Here is a 17,612-nt window from a genome sequence, read left to right on the forward strand (position 1 = left end):
CCGAGGGTAGCCGCGCGCCATTAGGCTTTGCCGCATGATCGACATCCGCGACCTGCGCGACGACCCCGACCGTGTCCGCACCAGCCAGCAGGCTCGGGGCGAGGACTCGTCCGTGGTGGACCAGGTGCTGTCCGCGGACGAGACGCACCGCCGGGCGCTCGCCGAGTTCGAGACCGCCCGCGCCGAGCAGAAGGCCTTCGGCAAGAAGGTCGCGCAGGCCCAGGGCGAGGAGAAGCAGTCGCTGCTGGCGCAGGTCAAGGACCTGGCCGCCCGGGTGAAGTCGCTGGACGCGCAGGCGCAGGAGGCGGCCACCGCGCGCGAGGAGGGTATGCGCCGCATCGGCAACGTCGTCATGGACGGGGTGCCCGTCGGTGGCGAGGACGACTTCGTCACGCTCGAGGAGGTCGGCACCCCACGCGACTTCGCGGCCGAGGGCTTCGAGCCCCGCGACCACCTCGCGCTCGGCGAGGCCCTCGGGGCCATCGACATGGCCCGGGGGGCGAAGGTCTCCGGTGCCCGCTTCTACTACCTGCTCGGTGACGGAGCCCGGCTCGAGCAGGCGCTCATGGGGCTGGCCCAGCAGATGGCGCAGGAGGAGGGCTTCGTCCCGGCGATCGTCCCCAACCTCGTCCGTCCGGAGACGATGGCCGGCGCGGGCTTCCTCGACGCCCACGCCGACGAGGTCTACCGCCTCGAGGCCGACGACCTCTACCTCATCGGCACCTCGGAGGTGGCGCTCGCCGGGCTGCACGCCGACGAGATCCTCGACCTCTCCGACGGACCGCTGCGGTATGCCGCGACCTCCACCTGCTACCGCCGCGAGGCCGGGTCCTACGGCAAGGACACCAAGGGCATCTTCCGGTGCACCAGTTCACCAAGACCGAGATGTTCGTCTACTGCCGGGTCGAGGACGCCGTCGCCGAGCACGAGAACCTGCTCTGGATCGAGCGGCGCCTGCTGGACGCCCTCGAGCTGCCCTACCGGGTCATCGACGTCGCCGCGGGCGACCTCGGCGGTCCGGCGGCCCGTAAGTTCGACTGCGAGGCCTGGGTGCCGACGCAGGGGAAGTACCGCGAGCTGACCTCGACCTCCAACTGCACGACCTTCCAGGCCCGGCGCCTCGGCATACGGGAGCGAGACCCGCACGGCTCGGGCACCCGCGCCGTCGCCACCCTCAACGGCACGGTCGCCACGAGCACCCGGCCGATCGTCGCGCTGCTGGAGAACCACCAGCAGGCCGACGGCTCGGTCCGCGTCCCCGCGGCGCTGCAGCCCTTCCTCGGCGGCCAGGAGGTCCTCACCCCGGCTGGCTGAGCCGCCGAGCCCTGCGGATCTCCCTCCTCCGACGGAGGCGTGCCGACCCGGGCGCTGCCTACGCTGGGTCGCATCTGGTGACGTCGACGAGGGAGTGAGCCGTGATCGAGGCGGTCGAGCGCTGGTTCGGCGTCGACGAGGGCTGGCGACGGCCGACGCCAGGCCCGCAGGAGCGCCGCGCCGACCTGTGGTGGGCCCTGCTCGCGCTCGTCGTCATCGCGATCGGTGAGGAGCTCACCCGGTCGGTGGGCATGCTCGAGGAGGAGCGGGGCGGGGCGTGGGCGCAGTACGCCGGCATCCTGAGCCTCGTCGCCATGGTGGCCGTCCGCCGACGCTTCCCGGTCGCGGTGGCCCTGCTGGGGGGCACCCACATGATCGTCATGTCCCTGGTGATGCCGGCGACCATGTCGCAGCTGCCGGTGCAGATGACCTACTTCCTGCTCATCTTCTCGGGGATGGCCTGGGCCCGGAACCGTCGGGCCCTCGTGCTGGCGATCGGCGTCGTGCTCGTGCAGCTCGTGCTGCTCTTCGCCTGGTCCTACGCGCTGGGCTCGGGGCTGGACGAGATCCGCAGCAACCTGGGCGAGCGGGACGTCGAGCAGGTCGGACCGATCCCGCCGCTGGTCGCGATCGTGCTCTTCTCGGTGCTCGGCAACGTCATCTTCTTCGGCTTCGCGATCGGGCTCGGCCAGGTCGCGTGGCGCGGGGCGCTGCGGCAGGCCCAGGTGCAGGACCAGGCCCGGACGATCCGCGAGCAGACCGCGCAGCTCACCGACCAGGCGGTCGTCGCCGAGCGGCTGCGGATCGCCCGCGAGCTGCACGACGTCGTGGCCCACCACGTCTCGGTGATGGGCGTCCAGGCGGCCGCGGCCCGACGGGTCATGGAGCGTGACCCCGCTGCCGCGCGCACCGCGCTCGGCGCCATCGAGCAGGCCTCACGCGACGGCGTGGGCCAGATGCGGGACCTGCTCGGCACGCTGCGCACCGGCGAGGACACGGAGTCGACCACCGGGGCGGGCCGCGCCCCGCAGCCGACCCTGGCCGCGCTGCCCGCCCTGGTCGAGCAGGCCACGACACCCACCTGCGCGGTCACCGCCGAGGTCGTCGAGTCGGTGCCCGGCGCCGCGGGCCGGGTGCCGCCGCCGGTCCAGCTGACGGCATACCGGATCGTGCAGGAGGCCCTGGCCAACGTGCGCCGCCACTCGACCGCGCGGCACGCCCGGGTCGCGGTGCGGGTCGACGAGGCCGCGGGGACGATCGAGGTCGAGGTGGTCGACGACGGGTCGCCGCGACCTGGCACGTCCGGCACCGGCCTCGGGCTGCGGGGTATGCGCGAGCGCGCCCAGCACCTCGGCGGCGGTGTCGAGGTGGGTCGCCGCCAGGGCGGCCCCGGGTGGCGGGTCCGCGTCTGGCTGCCGTTGGACGGGCACCGCCCGGCGGGCGGCACCGATGCCGCGACGGAGGCCACGGCCGCAGCTCCGACGCGTGAGAGCGTGGGGCCGTGAACCCGCTGCGCCTCCTCCTCGTCGACGACCAGCCGCTGCTGCTCCAGGGCTTCGCGATGATCCTGTCGACCGAGCCCGACATCGAGGTCGTGGCCCAGGTGACCGACGGGCTTCAGGCGGTCGACGCCGTCGCGCAGCACCGCCCGGACGTCGTCCTCATGGACGTGCAGATGCCCGTCCTGGACGGCATCGAGGCGACGCGCCGGATCGTGGCGGACCACCCCGAGGTGCGGGTGGTCATCCTCACCACCTTCGACCGGGACGACTACCTCTTCGACGCGCTGCAGGCGGGTGCGAGCGGCTTCTTGCTCAAGAACGCCGACGCGGACGACCTGGTCGACGCGGTCCGCGCCGCGGCCGAGGGGCACGCCCTGCTCGCCCCCGAGGTGACGATGCGGGTCATCAGCCGGATGGCGACCGGTGACGGCCCGCCGTCGGCGCTCGACCCCGCGCCGGCCGACGGCGAGGCCCTGCCCGAGCTGACCGGTCGGGAGCGGGAGGTGCTGCGGATGATGGCCCGTGGCCTGTCGAACGCCGAGATCGCCGCCGAGGCCTTCGTCAGCGAGGCGACCGTGAAGACCCACGTCTCCAACGTCCTGGCCAAGCTCGTCGTGCGCGACCGGGTGCAGGCGGTCATCGCCGCCTACGAGGCCGGGCTCGTGCGGCCGGGCGAGGCAGGGACGGACCTCGCAGGCTGACCTCCTCCGCCCTGAGGATGAGGCGACAATCGGCGGCTCGGCCGATGCCGGGGACCGGCGAGGCCGCCTAGCGTGGAGGCATACCGACCGGCCCGCGCACGCGGGAGCCGGCCCACCCTTCGAGAGGACACCAGGTGCTGGAACTCGACAGCCTGACCCGGGCCTACGGCGACCACCTCGCCGTGGACGAGGTCAGCTTCACCGTGCCGCAGGGCCGCATGGTCGGCTTCGTCGGCGGCAACGGCGCCGGCAAGACGACGACGATGCGCATGGTCATGGGCGTGCTTGCCCCCAGCGCCGGTCAGGTGCGGTGGGACGGCTCCCCGCTGACCCGGGAGGACCGGGTGCGCTTCGGCTACATGCCCGAGGAGCGTGGCCTCTACCCCAAGCAGCCGGTCCTCGCCCAGCTCACCTACCTCGGGCAGCTGCACGGCATGAGCGCCGACCAGGCGCGCGACCGCTCGCAGGACCTGCTCACCCGCTTCGGCCTGGGCGAGCGGCTGAAGAGCAAGGTGGAGGAGCTCTCGCTCGGCAACCAGCAGCGGGCGCAGATCATCGCCTCGGTCCTCGGCGACCCCAAGCTGCTCGTGCTCGACGAGCCCTTCAGCGGGCTCGACCCGGCCGCGGTCGACCAGATGAGCGAGCTGCTGCGCGAGCACACGTCCTCCGGCGTGCCCGTGCTCTTCTCCTCCCACCAGCTCGACCTCGTGGACCGGCTCTGCGACTCCATCGTCGTGCTGCACGGCGGCCGGGTGGTCGCCGAGGGCAGCTCGGAGCAGCTGCGTGCCAGCGCCCCGCTGCGCTACCGCCTCACCATGGCCGGGGACACCGGCTGGGTGCGGGGTATGCCCGGTGTCGAGGTCATCGACCTCGACGGGCCGAGCGTGCTGGTCCAGCCGCAGGACGAGCAGGTGGCTGAGCGGCTGCTCGCCGATGCCGTGGGCCGCGGCACCGTCCGCGAGTTCAGCCGCATCCGCCCGACCCTGTCCGAGATCTACCGAGAGGTGGCCGTCGCATGAGCACCACGACCGCACCCTGGATCCTCGTCGCCGCACGGGAGATCAGGGTCAAGCTGACCGACAAGAACTTCCTCATCGGCACCGGCCTCACGCTCGTGCTGCTGCTCGCGGCGATGTTCGTGCCCGCGCTCATCGGCGGAGGCTCCGCCTCCTACGACGTCGCGGTGACCGACGACGCGGCCTCCGGTGTCGTCGCCCAGGCAGAGCAGTCGCTGCAGGCCACCGACGAGGAGGCCGAGATCACCCTGGTCGAGGTGGCAGACCGCGCCGCCGCGGAGACCACCGTGCAGGAGGGCGACGCCGACGCGGCACTGGTCGGCGAGCCCGGAGCCTGGGAGCTGCTGCACGAGGGCGGCGCGCCGACACAGCTCGACGGCGCGCTGACCGAGGCGGTCCGCACCACGGCCCTGGCGACCAATGCCGAGGCGGCCGGCACCTCGGTGGCCGACCTGACCTCCGGCAGCGAGCTCGCCCAGGTCGACCTCGCGGAGGAGGACGAGGGGGCGATGAGCGGCCCGCTCGCCTACATCCTCGGCTTCGCCTTCGCCATGCTGTTCTACTTCGCCGCCCTGATGTTCGGCATGCAGATCGCCAACAGCGTCGTGGAGGAGAAGCAGTCTCGGATCATCGAGATCCTCGCGGCCAAGATCCCGACGCGCCAGCTGCTCATGGGCAAGGTGCTGGGCAACACGGTGCTGGCCTTCGGGCAGCTTGCGCTCATCACCGCCGTCAGCCTCGTCGGGCTGACCTTCGTCGACCTCGACGTCGCGCTGCCCGGACTCACCCAGGCCATCCTGTGGTACCTCCCGTTCTTCCTCGTCGGCTTTCTCGCGCTGGCCTGCGTCTGGGCGGCGGCCGGTGCGCTGGCGTCGCGGACCGAGGACTTGCAGCAGACGACGATGCCGCTGACGATGGTGCTCGTCGTGCTCTTCATCGTCGGGATCAACCTGGACGGGCGTTGGCAGCAGATCTTCTCCTTCGTCCCGGTCGCCTCGACCTTCGTCATGCCGGTCCGGATCATCGAGGGCGACACCGCGCTGTGGGAGCCGGCCCTCGCGCTGCTCCTGGCCCTCGCCTTCTGCGGGGTGACCATCGCGCTGGGGGCGCGGCTCTACGAGCGGGCGCTGCTGCACACCTCCGGCAGCCTGTCGTGGCGCAAGGCGATGTCGCTCCAGGACTGAGGGCATCGCTAGGCTGGAGACGTCCCCGGGTGGCGGCGTGGTCAGCATGTAGAAGCGCCGAAGTGCTCCCTGAGCAGGGAAGACCTGGACTGGTCTGAAGTCCCAGGTCGCCCAGCAGGCAAGCCTCAGTCAGTGGAGGCGACGCCGTGGTCGTCGGGGTTGTCCGCTTCTAGTGATGATGTGCGCGGGGTCGAGCACGCGGGCGGTGGGAGGGCTGCGCCTGCCGGCGGAGCGGACTGATCTGACAGCGCAACTGTCGTCGCCGATGGCTCGCCGTCAGTTCGTGCCGGTCCAGGACCGACGCCGGGTCCTGGGCGACGTCGTGGTGATACTCCCCGACGGCGGGGGGAGGCGAGCGACAACATCCACATGCTGCGCCACCAGGGCGGTGTGCGGGGGGTGGTCGCCTTACCACCTACGGGGCGGGCCCTGAAGATCGCGGGCCGCGTCGCGCACGGTCCTCGATGCCCCTGGCCCTGATAGAAGTCAAGATTCTGCAAAGTCTCCTTGAAAGACTTTCACCGCTCCTCACTCGCTGTCTAGTGTTCTATACATGGGTAATCGAAACGGACACGCCGAAGGCACGCCAGGGGCAGCACGCCGATTCAAGGCATGGTCCCTATCCTCGGCTACTGCTCTTGGCCTAGCCTCCATCGTCGGGGCAGGGGCCGCTCTTCCTGCTGTTGCGTCCCCGAACTCAACGGCGACCAACACTTCAACCGAAACCGAGCGCACCGAGGCGGAGAAGCCTCAGAGCACGACCATCAAGGTTGCCGAAGGGGCCAGTGGAAGTCAGGTCGTCGTGCTGGACAGCGCGCGCTCCAAGATCTCACGGAAGCTGAATATTCCTGACGGACACAGGCTGATCCCCGGTCGAGAAGACGGTGGCTATACACTCCTGAGTGGCGATGGCGAGAGCGTAGCCACTATCGCTGCTGGTGATGCCTATCTCGACGACGGTTCTCAGCTCAACTCTTCGACTGAACTTCGAGGCAACCACCTTGTTCAGACTTTCGACGTACAGGCTGAGGTCAGCGAGCGCATCTACGTTTTCGCGCCAGTCGAACGTACCGGTGTCCATGCATCGGCAGACGAGGAGTCCAATTCAGATATTATAGAACTTCTTGAGTCGGACAAGACGGGACCCGACTTCCAGCAGATGGCCGTTATCACCGTTCCATCGAGGTACGTCTACGACTTGAGTCACCCACAGAAAGGGCTCCACGACTGGTGCCCCAAGTCTCCCGATGGGTACTACAATGGTGTCAAGACAGTCTACTACTGGGGCCCTTGCGCGAGGCACGACTTGGCGTATGACGACGCCAATCGCAGAGTCCTGTGGGCAGACGACCTACTGGGGGATCACGTCGCCACGAACTGCAAGCACTATCTCGCGTCCTGGGACTGGAATCGCTACGCTTGCATCCAGCAAGGTACCGCAATGGAGGCAGTCGTTACTGGCTTGACGTACTATGAGTTGGTCTAGGGCTGAACCTAGGCGCAGCGATTTCAAAACACCTGGTCCCTCGTCGGTAAGTTCATTATTTTTCCGTACTTGGGCAGACGAGGCGAATGGCGAAGTATCACGGCGTGAACAGAAAGTGGGTAGCCAAGTGGAAACATCCGCTAGGGTGCACTCGGGATGGGTTCTTAGTTTCGCCATTCTAGCTGTGATTGGAACGGTTTGGTTCGCTCTCGAATCGTGGGAGGGGTCTCGGGCGGTAGCTGCTGGGCTGACGGCCGGAGGCTCCGCAGGTCTCTTGGTCGTCGGAGGTTCCCTGCCCAGGCAAAACCTTTGGTGGGCGCCGTCCGTATTGGCCTTCGGAGTAACGGCCCAGTGGGTGCATATTCTCTACTCCAAGATTGCCGAGAGCGCATCCCCAGACTCAACACTAGGTGGCTCAGGAACAGATCTTCTGGTCCTGGGTTTTGCGGCTATGTGGATAGCCGGCCTGGTATTGAGCGTTATTTACTACTTCAGAAAAGTGCGCCTTCGTGATGAACCGGAGGGCAAGCGATCTCTGGCACCTTGATAATGAGATCGTGGAGCAGGGTACCGTCCGGTGGTGTCCCAGGGTGATTGGCAAGAGACGGGCCCGCGTGATTGAGCCGATGGATGTTGTCCACTGGATCGTCTCGTGATTGCCCAGGGACTTGCTGCCGGCGGTGGGGCAGGACTGTGACGGGTCACCCTCGCTAGGCTGGAGGGGTGACTGCCTCCGCCGAACCGGCCGCCGCCCCGCTGCTCGTCGCGCTGGACGTCGACGGGACGATCGTCAACCACGACGGACACCTGTCGCCGCGCGTGCGGGAGGCGGTAGCGGCGCTGGACGACCTGCCGCACGTGACCGTCGTGATCGCCACCGGGCGGTCGGTCATCTCGACCCTGCCGTCATGGAGGCGCTGCGGCTCATGACGCCGGAGCGCCCCGCGGTCTGCTCCAACGGCGCGGTGACCGTGGCGGTCGCACCGGAGCAGGCCGAGGGCTTCGAGATCGTCGACCAGGTCACCTTCGACCCGGCCCCGGCCATCGCCCTCATCCGCACCCACCTGCCCACCGCGCTGATCGCGGTCGAGGAGATCGGGGTGGGCTTCAAGGTGAGCACCCCCTTCCCCGAGGGCGAGCTGTGGGGCGAGGAGATCGAGGTGCCGGTGGAGGAGCTCACCGCGCGGCCCGCGACCCGGGTGACCTTCCGCGAGCCCAACCTGACCACGGAGGACTTCACCTCCCTCGTGGAGCGGATCGGGCTGCATGGGGTGTCCTACGCCGTCGGCTACAGCGCCTGGCTCGACCTCGCGCCCGAGGGCGTGTCCAAGGCCTCCGCGCTGGAGCAGGTGCGGCGCCGCCTCGAGGTCGAGCCGCACCGCACCGTCGCGGTCGGGGACCAGCGCAACGACCTCGAGATGCTGCACTGGGCGGCTGTCGGGTATGCCATGGGCCAGGCGCCCGAGGAGGTCCTGCGGATCGCCGACCGCACCACCGGCGCCGTGGAGGAGGACGGCCTCGCCGACGCGCTCGCCGAGGTGCTGGACGAGCTCGCGTGAGCGATCCGCTCCTCATCACCTCGCCGGCCAACGCGCGGCTCAAGGCGGTTGCCGGGCTGCGGCGGCGCCGGGTGCGGGACCGGGAGCGGCGCACCCTCGTCGAGGGTCACGACGAGCTGAGCCTGGCGCTGGACGCGGGCGTGGTGCCGGAGCTGCTCCTGCTGTCCCCCGAGCTCGCACCCCCCGGTGCGGTGGCGGCGCTGACCGACCGGGTGGCCGGCGGGCCGACCGAGGTCGTCCACGCCACGCGCGCCGCCTTCGAGAAGACGGCCTACCGCGAGGGCCCTGACGGGGTGCTCGCGGTCGTGCAGGCCGCGTGGGGCGGACCCGAGGACCTGACGCTGCCCCGGAGACGCGCTCGTGCTCGTCGGCGAGGGCATCGAGAAGCCCGGCAACCTCGGGGCCATGCTGCGCACCGCTGACGCCGCCGGGGTGGACGCGGTCCTCGCGGCCGACCCGGTGACCGACTGGGGCAACCCCAACACCGTGCGCGCCTCCAAGGGCACCGTCTTCTCGGTCCCGGTCGCCGCGGACGGGACCACGGCGACGCTGGACTGGCTGGAGGGCCACGGCATACCGGTCGTCGCGGCGACCCCGGAGGCCGACCTGGCGCACACCGAGGTCGACTACCGCGGGCCGGTGGCGATCGCCGTGGGGACGGAGCAGACCGGTCTCACCGACGAGGTGCTGCGGCGCGCGGCATACCGGGTGCGAATCCCGATGGTGGGGCGCGCGAACTCGCTCAACGTCGCCACCTCCGCGGCGATCCTCGTCTACGAGGCGGTCCGGCAGCGGGGCTGAGGCGATGACAACCGGGGATCAGGCGTGTGCCACGATGAGGGTCATGCGGATCGACCACGTGAGTTATGCGGCTGGACCGGAGGGACTGCAGGCCACGGCGGAGCGCCTGGCGGAGCAGCTCGGGGTCAGCCCGCACGACGGCGGGGTGCACCCGCGGTTCGGCACCCGCAACGTGGTCATCCCGCTCGCCGACGAGCGCTACGTCGAGGTCGTCGAGGTGCTCGACCACCCTGCCTCCGACAAGGCCCCCTTCGGGCAGGCCGTGCGTGCCCGCTCCGAGAACGGCGGCGGCTGGATGGCGTGGGTGGTCGCGGTCGAGGACCTCTCCGTGGTCGAGGAGCGGCTCGGTCGGTCGTCGGTGGAGGGGCACCGGCACACGCCGGAGGGCGTCGAGCTGCAGTGGCGTCAGATCGGGGTGCTCAACGTCATCGACCACGGCAACCGGCCGTTCTTCGTGCGCTGGGAGTCGGCGCCGGAGCACCACCCCTCCCGGCTGGAGGAGAGCACGACCCGCCTGACCGGCCTGACCGTCGGCGGCGACGTGCCCGAGGTCCGCGACTGGCTCGGGCTCGCCGACGCGCCGCAGGGCGAGTTCGAGAGCGACATCGAGTTCGGCTTCCTCGAGGACGACGACTGCCCGTGCCTCACCGAGGTCACCTTCTCCACACCGCGGGGCAGCGTCACCATCTGACGTCCCGGCTGCTGCGGCCCCGCGGCCTGACGACACGCATACCTGTGCAGGAGCGTGTGTCGCAAGCGTCGTCAGGACGACGGATGTGACACACGCTCATGCACCACCGTGCCCTCAGGCGCGTCCGAAGCCCCGCAGCCGCAGGCTGTTGAGCACGACCAGCACCGAGGACAGCGCCATCGCGCCACCGGCGATCACCGGGGTCAGCAGGCCGAAGGCCGCGAGCGGGATGGCCAGCGTGTTGTAGCCGAAGGCCCACACGAGGTTCTGCTTGATGACCGTCAGGGTCTGCCGGGACAGGCCGATGGCGTCGGCGACGGTGTCGACGTCCGCGCGCATGAGGACGATGTCGGCGGACTCGGCGGCGACGTCGGTGCCCGAGCCCATCGCCATGCCCAGGTCGGCCTGCGCCAGCGCCGCCGCGTCGTTGACGCCGTCACCGACCATGGCCACGACGCGACCCTGCTCCTGCAGCGTCCGGACGTGGGCGAACTTGTCCTGCGGCAGCACCTCGGCGGTGACGTTCGCCGGGTCGATGCCCACCTGCTCGGCGACGGCGGCGGCGGTGCGCGGGTTGTCACCCGTGAGCAGGTATGGCGTGAGGCCCAGGTCGCGCAGCCGCTGCACCGCCTGCGGGGAGGACTCGCGGGCGGTGTCGGCGACCGTGATGGCGGCGCGGGCCGTGCCGTCCCAGCCGACGAGCACGGCGGTGCCGTCGGCGCGCTCCATCGCCTCGACCAGCACCTCGGGGACGACCTCGAAGAGGCTCGCGCGCCCCACCGTCACGACGGTGTCCTTGAGCGCGGCACGGACGCCCTCGCCGGGCAGGTTGGTGAAGTCCTCGGCGGTGACGAGGGTGACCCCGCGCTCGCGGGCCCCGGCGACGATCGCCGCGGCCACCGGGTGCTCGCTGCCGGCCTCGACGCTCGCGGCGGCCTTGAGGGCCGCGTGCTCCGGGAGGGACCCGGCGGTGACGACGTCGGTCAGGACCGGGTGGCCCGTGGTCAGGGTGCCGGTCTTGTCGAGCACGACGGTGTCGACGCGGCGGGTGGACTCCAGGATCTGCGGGCCCTTGATGAGGATGCCGAGCTGCGCGCCGCGCCCGGTCCCGGTGAGTAGCGCGGTCGGCGTCGCCAGGCCCAGCGCGCACGGGCAGGCGATGATGAGCACCGCCACGGCAGCCGCGAGCCCTTGGGTGAACCCCTGCCCGGTGGCGAGCCACAGCAGCAGGGTCACCGCGGCGATGACGAGCACGGCGGGCACGAAGACCGCCGAGATCCGGTCGGCCAGCCGCTGCACCGGCGCCTTGCCGGTCTGCGCCTGCTCCACGAGGTCGGTGATCCGCGCCAGGGTGGTCTCCGACCCGACCCGGCTGGCCCGGACGATGAGCCGGCCGTGACCGTTGACCGTCGCGCCGGTGACCTGGTCCTGCGGGCCCACCTCCACCGGCATCGACTCGCCGGTGACCATCGAGGCGTCGATGGTGGAGCGGCCGGAGAGGATGACGCCGTCGGTCGCGACCTTCTCGCCCGGGCGCACGACGAAGCGGTCGCCGACGACGAGCTCCTCGATCGAGACGCGGTGCTCGCTGGTCGCCATCGCGCCCGTGCCGGCGTCCTGGCGCAGCACCGCCACGTCCTTGGCGCCGAGCTCCATGAGCGAGGTGAGGGCCGAGCGCCCCTGCGCCTTGGCCCGCGCCTCGATGTAGCGGCCGATGAGCAGGAAGGCCGTGACCACGGCGACGACCTCGAAGTAGAGGTCGTGGGTGAAGCCGGTGAACAGCGCGACCACCGACCAGCCCATCGCGGCCGTCGTGCCGACGGAGACGAGGGTGTCCATCGTCGAGGCGCCGTGGCGGGCGTTGATCGCCGCGGCGCGGTGGAAGGGCCACGCGGCCCAGAGGTAGACCGGCAGGGTCAGGAGGAGCTGCGCCCAGTGCCCGGCCGTGCCGGCGGCGTCCCGGATCGGCGGCACCATGTGCAGCACCGCCACGACGAGGGCGAGCGCAGCCGCCACGACCATCCGCAGCCGTAGCGAGCCCTGCCCGACCACGTCGTGGGTCATCGCCGGCGCCCGACCCGGGCCGGTGGCGTCCTCGACGAGGGGAGTGGCGCCATACCCCGTCTTCTCGACGACGCCCACGATGTCGGTGACGGAGAGGGCGGACGGGAAGGTGACGCTCGCTTTCTCGGTGGCGAGGTTGACGCTGGCCTGGACGCCGTCGACCTTGTTGAGCTTGCGCTCGATCCGCGCCGAGCACGACGCGCAGGTCATCCCGCTGATCGCGAGGTCGACGTGCTGCGTCTCGCCGGGGGCGTCGGTGGTGGTGCTCATCTCAGGTCTCTCCTGCATCTCCCTGACCGGGCGTCGCGAATGGTTGCGCTGGGCTCGACCGGGCGTCGCGAATGGTTGCCGGGCCTCAGGCCTGGGCGGTGTAGCCGGCCTCCTCGACGGCCGCGCGGGCGGCCTCGAGATCGAGCGGCCCGTCGGAGGTGACGAAGACGTCGGTGTCGCCGCCCTTGACGAGGTCGTCGACGCGGACGTCGAGGACGCCGTCGACCTCGGTGAGCTCCTCGGTCACCGAGGCGACGCAGTGGCCGCAGGTCATGCCGGAGACGACGAGCTTGGTGGTCTGGTTGGAGACGGGAGTATCGGTCATGGGGTGCTCCTTCGCGATGGTGGGGTATGCCGGTGGCTGCGTCGGCGGCACCGTAGGCCGCCGGGCTGGGCGCCGGCTGGTGTCAGCTGCGGACGAGCCGCGCGATGGCCGCCGAGGCCTCGCGGACCTTCTCGTCCTTGGCGTCCTCGGACTCCGCGGCGGCGTCGACGACGCAGTGCGCGATGTGGTCCTCGAGCAGCCCGAGGCTGACCGACTGCAGCGCCTTGGTGGCCGCGCTGACCTGGGTCAGCACGTCGATGCAGTAGGTGTCCTCCTCGACCATGCGGGCGATGCCCCGCACCTGCCCCTCGATCCGGCGCAGGCGCTTGAGGTAGTCGTCCTTGGACCCGGTGTATCCGTTCACAGCCACGGCAACAGCATACCCCCTATGGGTATTCTTGCCAACCCTTGGTGCAGCCGTCCGACGACGACGGTGGGCGAGGGCCGGCCCGTCCGGCAGGCGGCGCGGGCGGGCGGTGGCTACCGTGACGGGATGAGCGAGCAGAGCAGCACGTCAGGGTCCGAGGAGTCCGACGCCCGGCAGGAGGCCGCCGAGCACGTGGTCGACCGGGTGGAGAGTTGGGACGAGGGCGCCGAGCCCGAGACGATCCGGGAGGACCTGGAGGAGGGCATGGCCCAGGCCGAGGTCGAGGTCGACGAGAGCGACCTGGACCAGATGGCCACGCAGATCCATGACCAGGGGAGCACCGACACCCCCGAGGTGGGGTGAGAGCTGGGGTGCGTCTGCTCCTCCTGGCCGACACCCATGTGCCGAAGCGGGCGAAGGACCTGCCGGCGCCGGTGTGGGACCGCGTATCGGAGGCCGACGTCGTGGTCCACGCCGGGGACTGGGTCACCCCCGACCTGCTGGACACCCTCGAGCAGCGCTCGTCGCGTCTGGTCGCGGTGTGGGGCAACAACGACGGGCCGGAGCTGCGACGTCGGCTGCCCGAGGTGGCGCGGACCGAGATCGGCGGTCTCCGGTGGGGCGTCGTGCACGAGACCGGCTCCAAGGAGCGGCGGCAGGAGCGGATGCGCGCGGCATACCCGGACCTGGACGTCCTCGTCTTCGGGCACAGCCACATCCCCTGGGACACCGAGCACGACGGGCTGCGGTTGATCAACCCCGGCTCACCGACCGACCGCCGGCGTCAGCCGCACTGCACCTACATGACCTGCACCGTCGCCGACGGAGCGCTCGACGAGGTGACTCTCCACCGGCTCTAGGTCGACGGGCGAGCGCTCAGATCCGCTCGACCCGGTCGGCCTGCGGTCCGCGGTCGCTCTGGCGCACCTGGTAGCGCACCCGGTCACCCGGGAGGAGCCCCTCGTCGTCACGCAGCACCGACACGTGGACGAAGAGATCGGCCCCTCCCGCGTCAGGGGTGATGAAGCCGAAGCCCCGCTCGGCGTCGTAGCGGGCGACGACCCCCTCCCCATCACGGGCTGCGGGACCACGGGCGTCGCCCCGGCCCGGGCCGCGAGCGTCGCGCTGCGGTGCGCCACCGGGGGCGTCGCGACGACCCGACCTGGGGCGGCTCGCGGCCGGCGCAGGGCGGCGTCCGCGGGACGAGCCGCCCGCGAGCCGGACGTCGCGGGCCTGCGGTCCCCGCTCGCTCTCGACGACGTCGAACATCACCCGGTCGCCCTCGTCCAGCACAGGGAGGTCGTCGGGCAGCGCCCGGGCGTGGACGAAGACGTCGGGGCCGCCGGAGTCCGCGGCGATGAAGCCGAAGCCCTTGTCCTCGTCGAACCACGACACCGTGCCGTCCGCGCCGTCGGATGTCGCGGCGCCCTGCCCTGCCTCCGCGCCGAGCGGGAGCAGGTGGTCGGCCTGCGGACCCTTCTGGCCGTCGACGACGAGGAAGGCCACCCGCTGCCCCTCGGAGACGACGCCGTCGCCGACGATGGCCGTGCTGTGCAGGAAGATCTCGTCACCCCCGCCGTCGGGGGTGATGAAGCCGTAGCCCTTGGAGGGCTCGTACCAGGACACGGTGCCGAGCACGCCCAGCGGTGCGTCGGCGGACCGGTCGGCCGTGACCCGGACGGCGCGTGCCTGCGGGCCGCGGTCCCCCTCACCGATCTCGAACTCGACCACCTGTCCCTCCCGGAGCACCTTGGTCGCGTCGCCGCTGAGGATCTCGGAGGCGTGGACATACAGGTCGTCCGTCCCCTCGCCGAGGGCGATGAAGCCGAAGCCTCGGTCGGTGTCGAACCAGCGGACGGTTCCTTCGGTCACGGTGGGCTCCTGGGGTGACGGGGTGAAGTGGTCTGCCTCCAGTGTCCCCGACGCCGGGCCCGGGTGGTGCACGCGCTCAGCCGACCGGCGCGAACTCGCAGAAGCTCGCGTAGTGGTCCTCGGTGTAGTACCAGACCTCGGGGTCGACCTCGCCGCCCCCGGTCACCACGCGTTTGGCACCGCGGTGTCCGAGGCCGGGCGTCTCGACGGTGAACTCCTGGTAGTAGTCGAACGACTCGTCCGGCAGGTAGCCCTCCCGGTTCTGGAAGGTCGAGCCGTCCTTGCCGTAGTCGTAGGGGCCGCCCGCCTCGATGTCGTCGACGACCGGGTCCAGCTCGGCCGGGAGTATGCCGTCGGCACAGGCGTCGACGTCGTCCCAGTCGCGGGTGTCGGTCCCGACCGGCTCGCCCGCCGCTGCGCCCGCCGGGGTCTCCTCCTGGGTGGGCTCGTGCGACGTGGACCCGTCGGACGTGGGCTCGGGCGTCGTCGCGGTCGGCCTCGCCGCTGCGTTGGTCGCCTCGGACGGCTCCTCGTCGCCGGTCCAGCCGCCCTGCCCGAGCGCCAGCACGAGCACGAGCACGGCGCAGAGCGCGAGCAGCACGGCGGCGACGGGGCGCGACAGCCTCACGGCTGCTCCCCGTGCTCGACGCGGGGCGTCCCGAGCGCCACCACCGCGAGCGACTCCGCGTCGTCGAGGATCTCCGAGAGGATCCACCAGGCGCGGCCGTCGCGCTCAGCCAGCGCCGCGGCGTCCGCCCAGAGCAGGGCCACCTCCTGCCCGTCCCAGACCTGCCCGAGGTCGCGCAACGCGTCCGCGAGCGCGTCGAGGTTGGTGGCCGCGGTCGGCGGCAGCCGCAGCGCCTGGGCGACCTGCGCCTGCGTCTCGCGCAGACCGCCGCCGCGCGGGGTGGTCACCTCGGCGACGGCATATCCTGCCTGCGCGAAGTGGGCGCGCGCGTCCTCGGCGCGCTCGGCGGGGAGGATGATCACCGCTGGTCCAGGTGGGCGACGAGCTCGGGGGCCAGGCCGACGTAGGTCGCCGGGGTGAGGGCCACCAGCCGCTCCTCCTCCTCGGCAGGCAGCCCCAGGCCGCGGACGAAGTCCACGAGCTCGGCCTGCCCGATCCGCCGCCCGCGGGTCAGCTCCTTGAGCCGCTCGTAGGGGTTGCTCATCCCCTCCACGCCCCGCGCGGCCAGCGCCCGCATGACCGACTGGACCGGCTCGGCGAGCACCTCCCAGTTGCGGTCGAGGTCGGCGGCCATCGCCTCCGGGACGGCGTCCAGCCCGGACAGGCCGCGGCTCACGTTGTCCAGCGCGAGGAGGCCGTGCCCAAGGGCGGAGCCGATGTTGCGCTGCATCGAGGAGTCGGTGAGGTCGCGCTGCAGCCGGCTGGTCACCAGCGTCGTGGCGAGCACGTCGAGGCAGCGCGTTGCTGACCTCCAGGTTGGCCTCGGCGTTCTCGAACCGGATCGGGTTGACCTTGTGCGGCATCGTGCTCGAGCCGACCGTCCCCTGACCGCGGACCTGCGCGAAGTAGCCCAGGGAGATGTAGGTCCACATGTCCGTCGCCAGGTTGTGCAGGATGCGGTGGAAGCGCGCGACGTCGGCGTAGAGCTCGGCCTGCCAGTCGTGGCTCTCGATCTGGGTGGTGAGCGGGTTCCACTCCAGCCCGAGGTGCTCGACGAAGGAACGGCTGATCTGCTGCCAGTCCGCGCCCGGGACCGCCTCGACGTGCGCCCCGTAGGTGCCGGTCGCCCCGTTGAGCTTGCCCAGGTATGCGCATTGCTCGATCCGGCGCAGCTGTCGCGTCAGCCGGTGCGCCAGAACCGCCAGCTCCTTGCCCATCGTCGTCGGCGTGGCCGGCTGCCCGTGCGTGTGCGCCAGCAGCGGGACCTCGGCGAGCTCGCGCGCCATGGCCGACAGCTGATCGACCAGGGCGCGAGCCCGCGGCAGCCAGACCTCCTGCACCGCGCCCTGAACCATGAGCGCGTACGACGTGTTGTTGATGTCCTCGCTGGTGCAGGCGAAGTGGATGAGCTGCCCCAGCGCCTCGGCCCGGGAGGTCCCCTCGGCGCCCCCGCCCGCTCTCGGCGTCCGACCCGGTCAGCAGGTCGACGAGCCGACCGCGCAGGAAGTACTCGATGGCCTTCACGTCGTGCACCGTCTCGGCCTCGATGACCTTCAGCTCACCGATCGAGTCGGCGTCGAAGTCGACCACCAGTGCCCGCAGGGCCTCCTGCTCCTGCGCCGAGAGGCCGGGGGCGCCGGGCACCACGTCGTGCTCGACGAGGTGCAGCAGCCACTCCACCTCGACGTGCAGCCGCGCCCGGTTCAGCGCCGCCTCGGAGAGGTGGTCGACGAGCGGCGCGACCGCGCCGCGGTACCTCCCGTCCAGGGCACCCAGGGCGATGCTGGGGGCGAGTTCGGCGAGCGGCGTGCGGGCGGCGGGCAGCGGCATAC

The 17,612-nt window shown here is 71.2% G+C and carries 16 protein-coding genes and 3 pseudogenes; 12 read left to right on the forward strand and 7 right to left on the reverse strand.

Annotation, left to right across the window (positions count from 1 at the left end; translation table 11 throughout):
* Positions 1-34: 34 nt before the first annotated feature.
* From serS to FU792_RS00975, 10 genes and pseudogenes are all read left to right on the forward strand, one after another.
* Positions 35-1,314: pseudogene (serS, locus tag FU792_RS00935) on the forward strand (serine--tRNA ligase).
* A gap of 101 nt (positions 1,315-1,415) precedes the next feature.
* Positions 1,416-2,819, forward strand: coding sequence for a sensor histidine kinase (locus tag FU792_RS00940; RefSeq protein ID WP_022923288.1), 1,404 nt, complete (start codon positions 1,416-1,418; stop codon positions 2,817-2,819).
* Entirely contained in the window at positions 2,816-3,517 is a 702-nt protein-coding gene (locus tag FU792_RS00945) for a response regulator transcription factor (protein WP_022923287.1), read from the forward strand. Before FU792_RS00940 ends, FU792_RS00945 begins: the two co-directional genes overlap by 4 nt.
* Before the next feature lie 134 nt (positions 3,518-3,651).
* On the forward strand, positions 3,652-4,536 hold the full coding sequence (locus FU792_RS00950) for an ABC transporter ATP-binding protein (RefSeq protein ID WP_022923286.1): 885 nt from the start codon (positions 3,652-3,654) through the stop codon (positions 4,534-4,536).
* Positions 4,533-5,717 carry an ABC transporter permease gene (locus tag FU792_RS00955; protein ID WP_022923285.1) on the forward strand — a complete coding sequence of 395 codons (1,185 nt, stop codon included), beginning with the start codon at positions 4,533-4,535 and terminating at the stop codon, positions 5,715-5,717. The genes FU792_RS00950 and FU792_RS00955 overlap by 4 nt, the downstream gene beginning before the upstream one ends.
* Before the next feature lie 553 nt (positions 5,718-6,270).
* Positions 6,271-7,203 carry a hypothetical protein gene (locus FU792_RS00960; protein WP_149814466.1) on the forward strand — a complete coding sequence of 311 codons (933 nt, stop codon included), beginning with the start codon at positions 6,271-6,273 and terminating at the stop codon, positions 7,201-7,203.
* 723 nt (positions 7,204-7,926) lie between these two features.
* Positions 7,927-8,133, forward strand: coding sequence for an HAD family hydrolase (locus FU792_RS18690; RefSeq protein WP_338101137.1), 207 nt, complete (start codon positions 7,927-7,929; stop codon positions 8,131-8,133).
* Positions 8,112-8,762: an HAD family hydrolase gene (locus FU792_RS00965; RefSeq protein WP_420876843.1), complete on the forward strand. Its 651-nt coding sequence runs from the start codon at positions 8,112-8,114 to the stop codon at positions 8,760-8,762. Before FU792_RS18690 ends, FU792_RS00965 begins: the two co-directional genes overlap by 22 nt.
* Positions 8,759-9,563: pseudogene (locus FU792_RS19015) on the forward strand (TrmH family RNA methyltransferase). Before FU792_RS00965 ends, FU792_RS19015 begins: the two are co-directional and overlap by 4 nt.
* Before the next feature lie 43 nt (positions 9,564-9,606).
* A complete protein-coding gene (locus FU792_RS00975) occupies positions 9,607-10,254 on the forward strand; it encodes a VOC family protein (protein ID WP_022923280.1) in 648 nt (215 codons plus the stop codon).
* A 114-nt stretch (positions 10,255-10,368) separates the two neighbouring features.
* Here the strand turns inward: FU792_RS00975 and FU792_RS00980 are convergent, their stop codons facing one another.
* From FU792_RS00980 to FU792_RS00990, 3 genes are all read right to left on the reverse strand, one after another.
* A complete protein-coding gene (locus FU792_RS00980) occupies positions 10,369-12,588 on the reverse strand; it encodes a heavy metal translocating P-type ATPase (RefSeq protein WP_022923279.1) in 2,220 nt (739 codons plus the stop codon).
* 85 nt (positions 12,589-12,673) lie between these two features.
* Positions 12,674-12,913 carry a heavy-metal-associated domain-containing protein gene (locus tag FU792_RS00985; RefSeq protein ID WP_022923278.1) on the reverse strand — a complete coding sequence of 80 codons (240 nt, stop codon included), beginning with the start codon at positions 12,911-12,913 and terminating at the stop codon, positions 12,674-12,676.
* 82 nt (positions 12,914-12,995) lie between these two features.
* A complete protein-coding gene (locus tag FU792_RS00990; RefSeq protein ID WP_022923277.1) occupies positions 12,996-13,277 on the reverse strand; it encodes a metal-sensitive transcriptional regulator in 282 nt (93 codons plus the stop codon).
* A 129-nt stretch (positions 13,278-13,406) separates the two neighbouring features.
* Between FU792_RS00990 and FU792_RS00995 the strand changes: the two genes are divergently transcribed.
* Entirely contained in the window at positions 13,407-13,643 is a 237-nt protein-coding gene (locus FU792_RS00995; protein WP_149814467.1) for a hypothetical protein, read from the forward strand.
* 8 nt (positions 13,644-13,651) lie between these two features.
* Positions 13,652-14,140, forward strand: a complete 489-nt coding sequence (locus tag FU792_RS01000) for a metallophosphoesterase family protein (protein ID WP_022923275.1) — start codon at positions 13,652-13,654, stop codon at positions 14,138-14,140.
* 16 nt (positions 14,141-14,156) lie between these two features.
* On the opposite strand, the gene FU792_RS18285 is transcribed toward FU792_RS01000, so the two are convergent.
* From FU792_RS18285 to purB, 4 genes and pseudogenes are all read right to left on the reverse strand, one after another.
* Positions 14,157-15,152 carry a cold-shock protein gene (locus FU792_RS18285; RefSeq protein WP_028130717.1) on the reverse strand — a complete coding sequence of 332 codons (996 nt, stop codon included), beginning with the start codon at positions 15,150-15,152 and terminating at the stop codon, positions 14,157-14,159.
* A 76-nt stretch (positions 15,153-15,228) separates the two neighbouring features.
* Complete coding sequence (locus tag FU792_RS01010) at positions 15,229-15,780, reverse strand: guanyl-specific ribonuclease (protein WP_022923274.1); 552 nt, start codon at positions 15,778-15,780, stop codon at positions 15,229-15,231.
* On the reverse strand, positions 15,777-16,142 hold the full coding sequence (locus FU792_RS01015; RefSeq protein ID WP_022923273.1) for a barstar family protein: 366 nt from the start codon (positions 16,140-16,142) through the stop codon (positions 15,777-15,779). Before FU792_RS01015 ends, FU792_RS01010 begins: the two co-directional genes overlap by 4 nt.
* Positions 16,139-17,610, reverse strand: a pseudogene (gene purB, locus FU792_RS01020) (adenylosuccinate lyase). Before purB ends, FU792_RS01015 begins: the two are co-directional and overlap by 4 nt.
* Between the last annotated feature and the right edge of the window lie 2 nt (positions 17,611-17,612).

It is taken from the genome of Serinicoccus marinus DSM 15273, from assembly GCF_008386315.1.
GTDB lineage: Bacteria > Actinomycetota > Actinomycetes > Actinomycetales > Dermatophilaceae > Ornithinicoccus > Ornithinicoccus marinus.

What these genes read in the sequence shown, in the direction of transcription:
- FU792_RS00965 (WP_420876843.1), top strand. Translation starts at nt 8,112, where the DNA reads ATGGAGGCGCTGCGGCTCATGACGCCGGAGCGCCCCGCGGTCTGCTCC.
- FU792_RS00960 (WP_149814466.1), top strand. Translation starts at nt 6,271, where the DNA reads ATGGGTAATCGAAACGGACACGCCGAAGGCACGCCAGGGGCAGCACGC.
- FU792_RS00985 (WP_022923278.1), bottom strand. Translation starts at nt 12,913, where the DNA reads ATGACCGATACTCCCGTCTCCAACCAGACCACCAAGCTCGTCGTCTCC.
- FU792_RS00995 (WP_149814467.1), top strand. Translation starts at nt 13,407, where the DNA reads ATGAGCGAGCAGAGCAGCACGTCAGGGTCCGAGGAGTCCGACGCCCGG.
- FU792_RS00955 (WP_022923285.1), top strand. Translation starts at nt 4,533, where the DNA reads ATGAGCACCACGACCGCACCCTGGATCCTCGTCGCCGCACGGGAGATC.
- FU792_RS00975 (WP_022923280.1), top strand. Translation starts at nt 9,607, where the DNA reads ATGCGGATCGACCACGTGAGTTATGCGGCTGGACCGGAGGGACTGCAG.
- FU792_RS00980 (WP_022923279.1), bottom strand. Translation starts at nt 12,588, where the DNA reads ATGAGCACCACCACCGACGCCCCCGGCGAGACGCAGCACGTCGACCTC.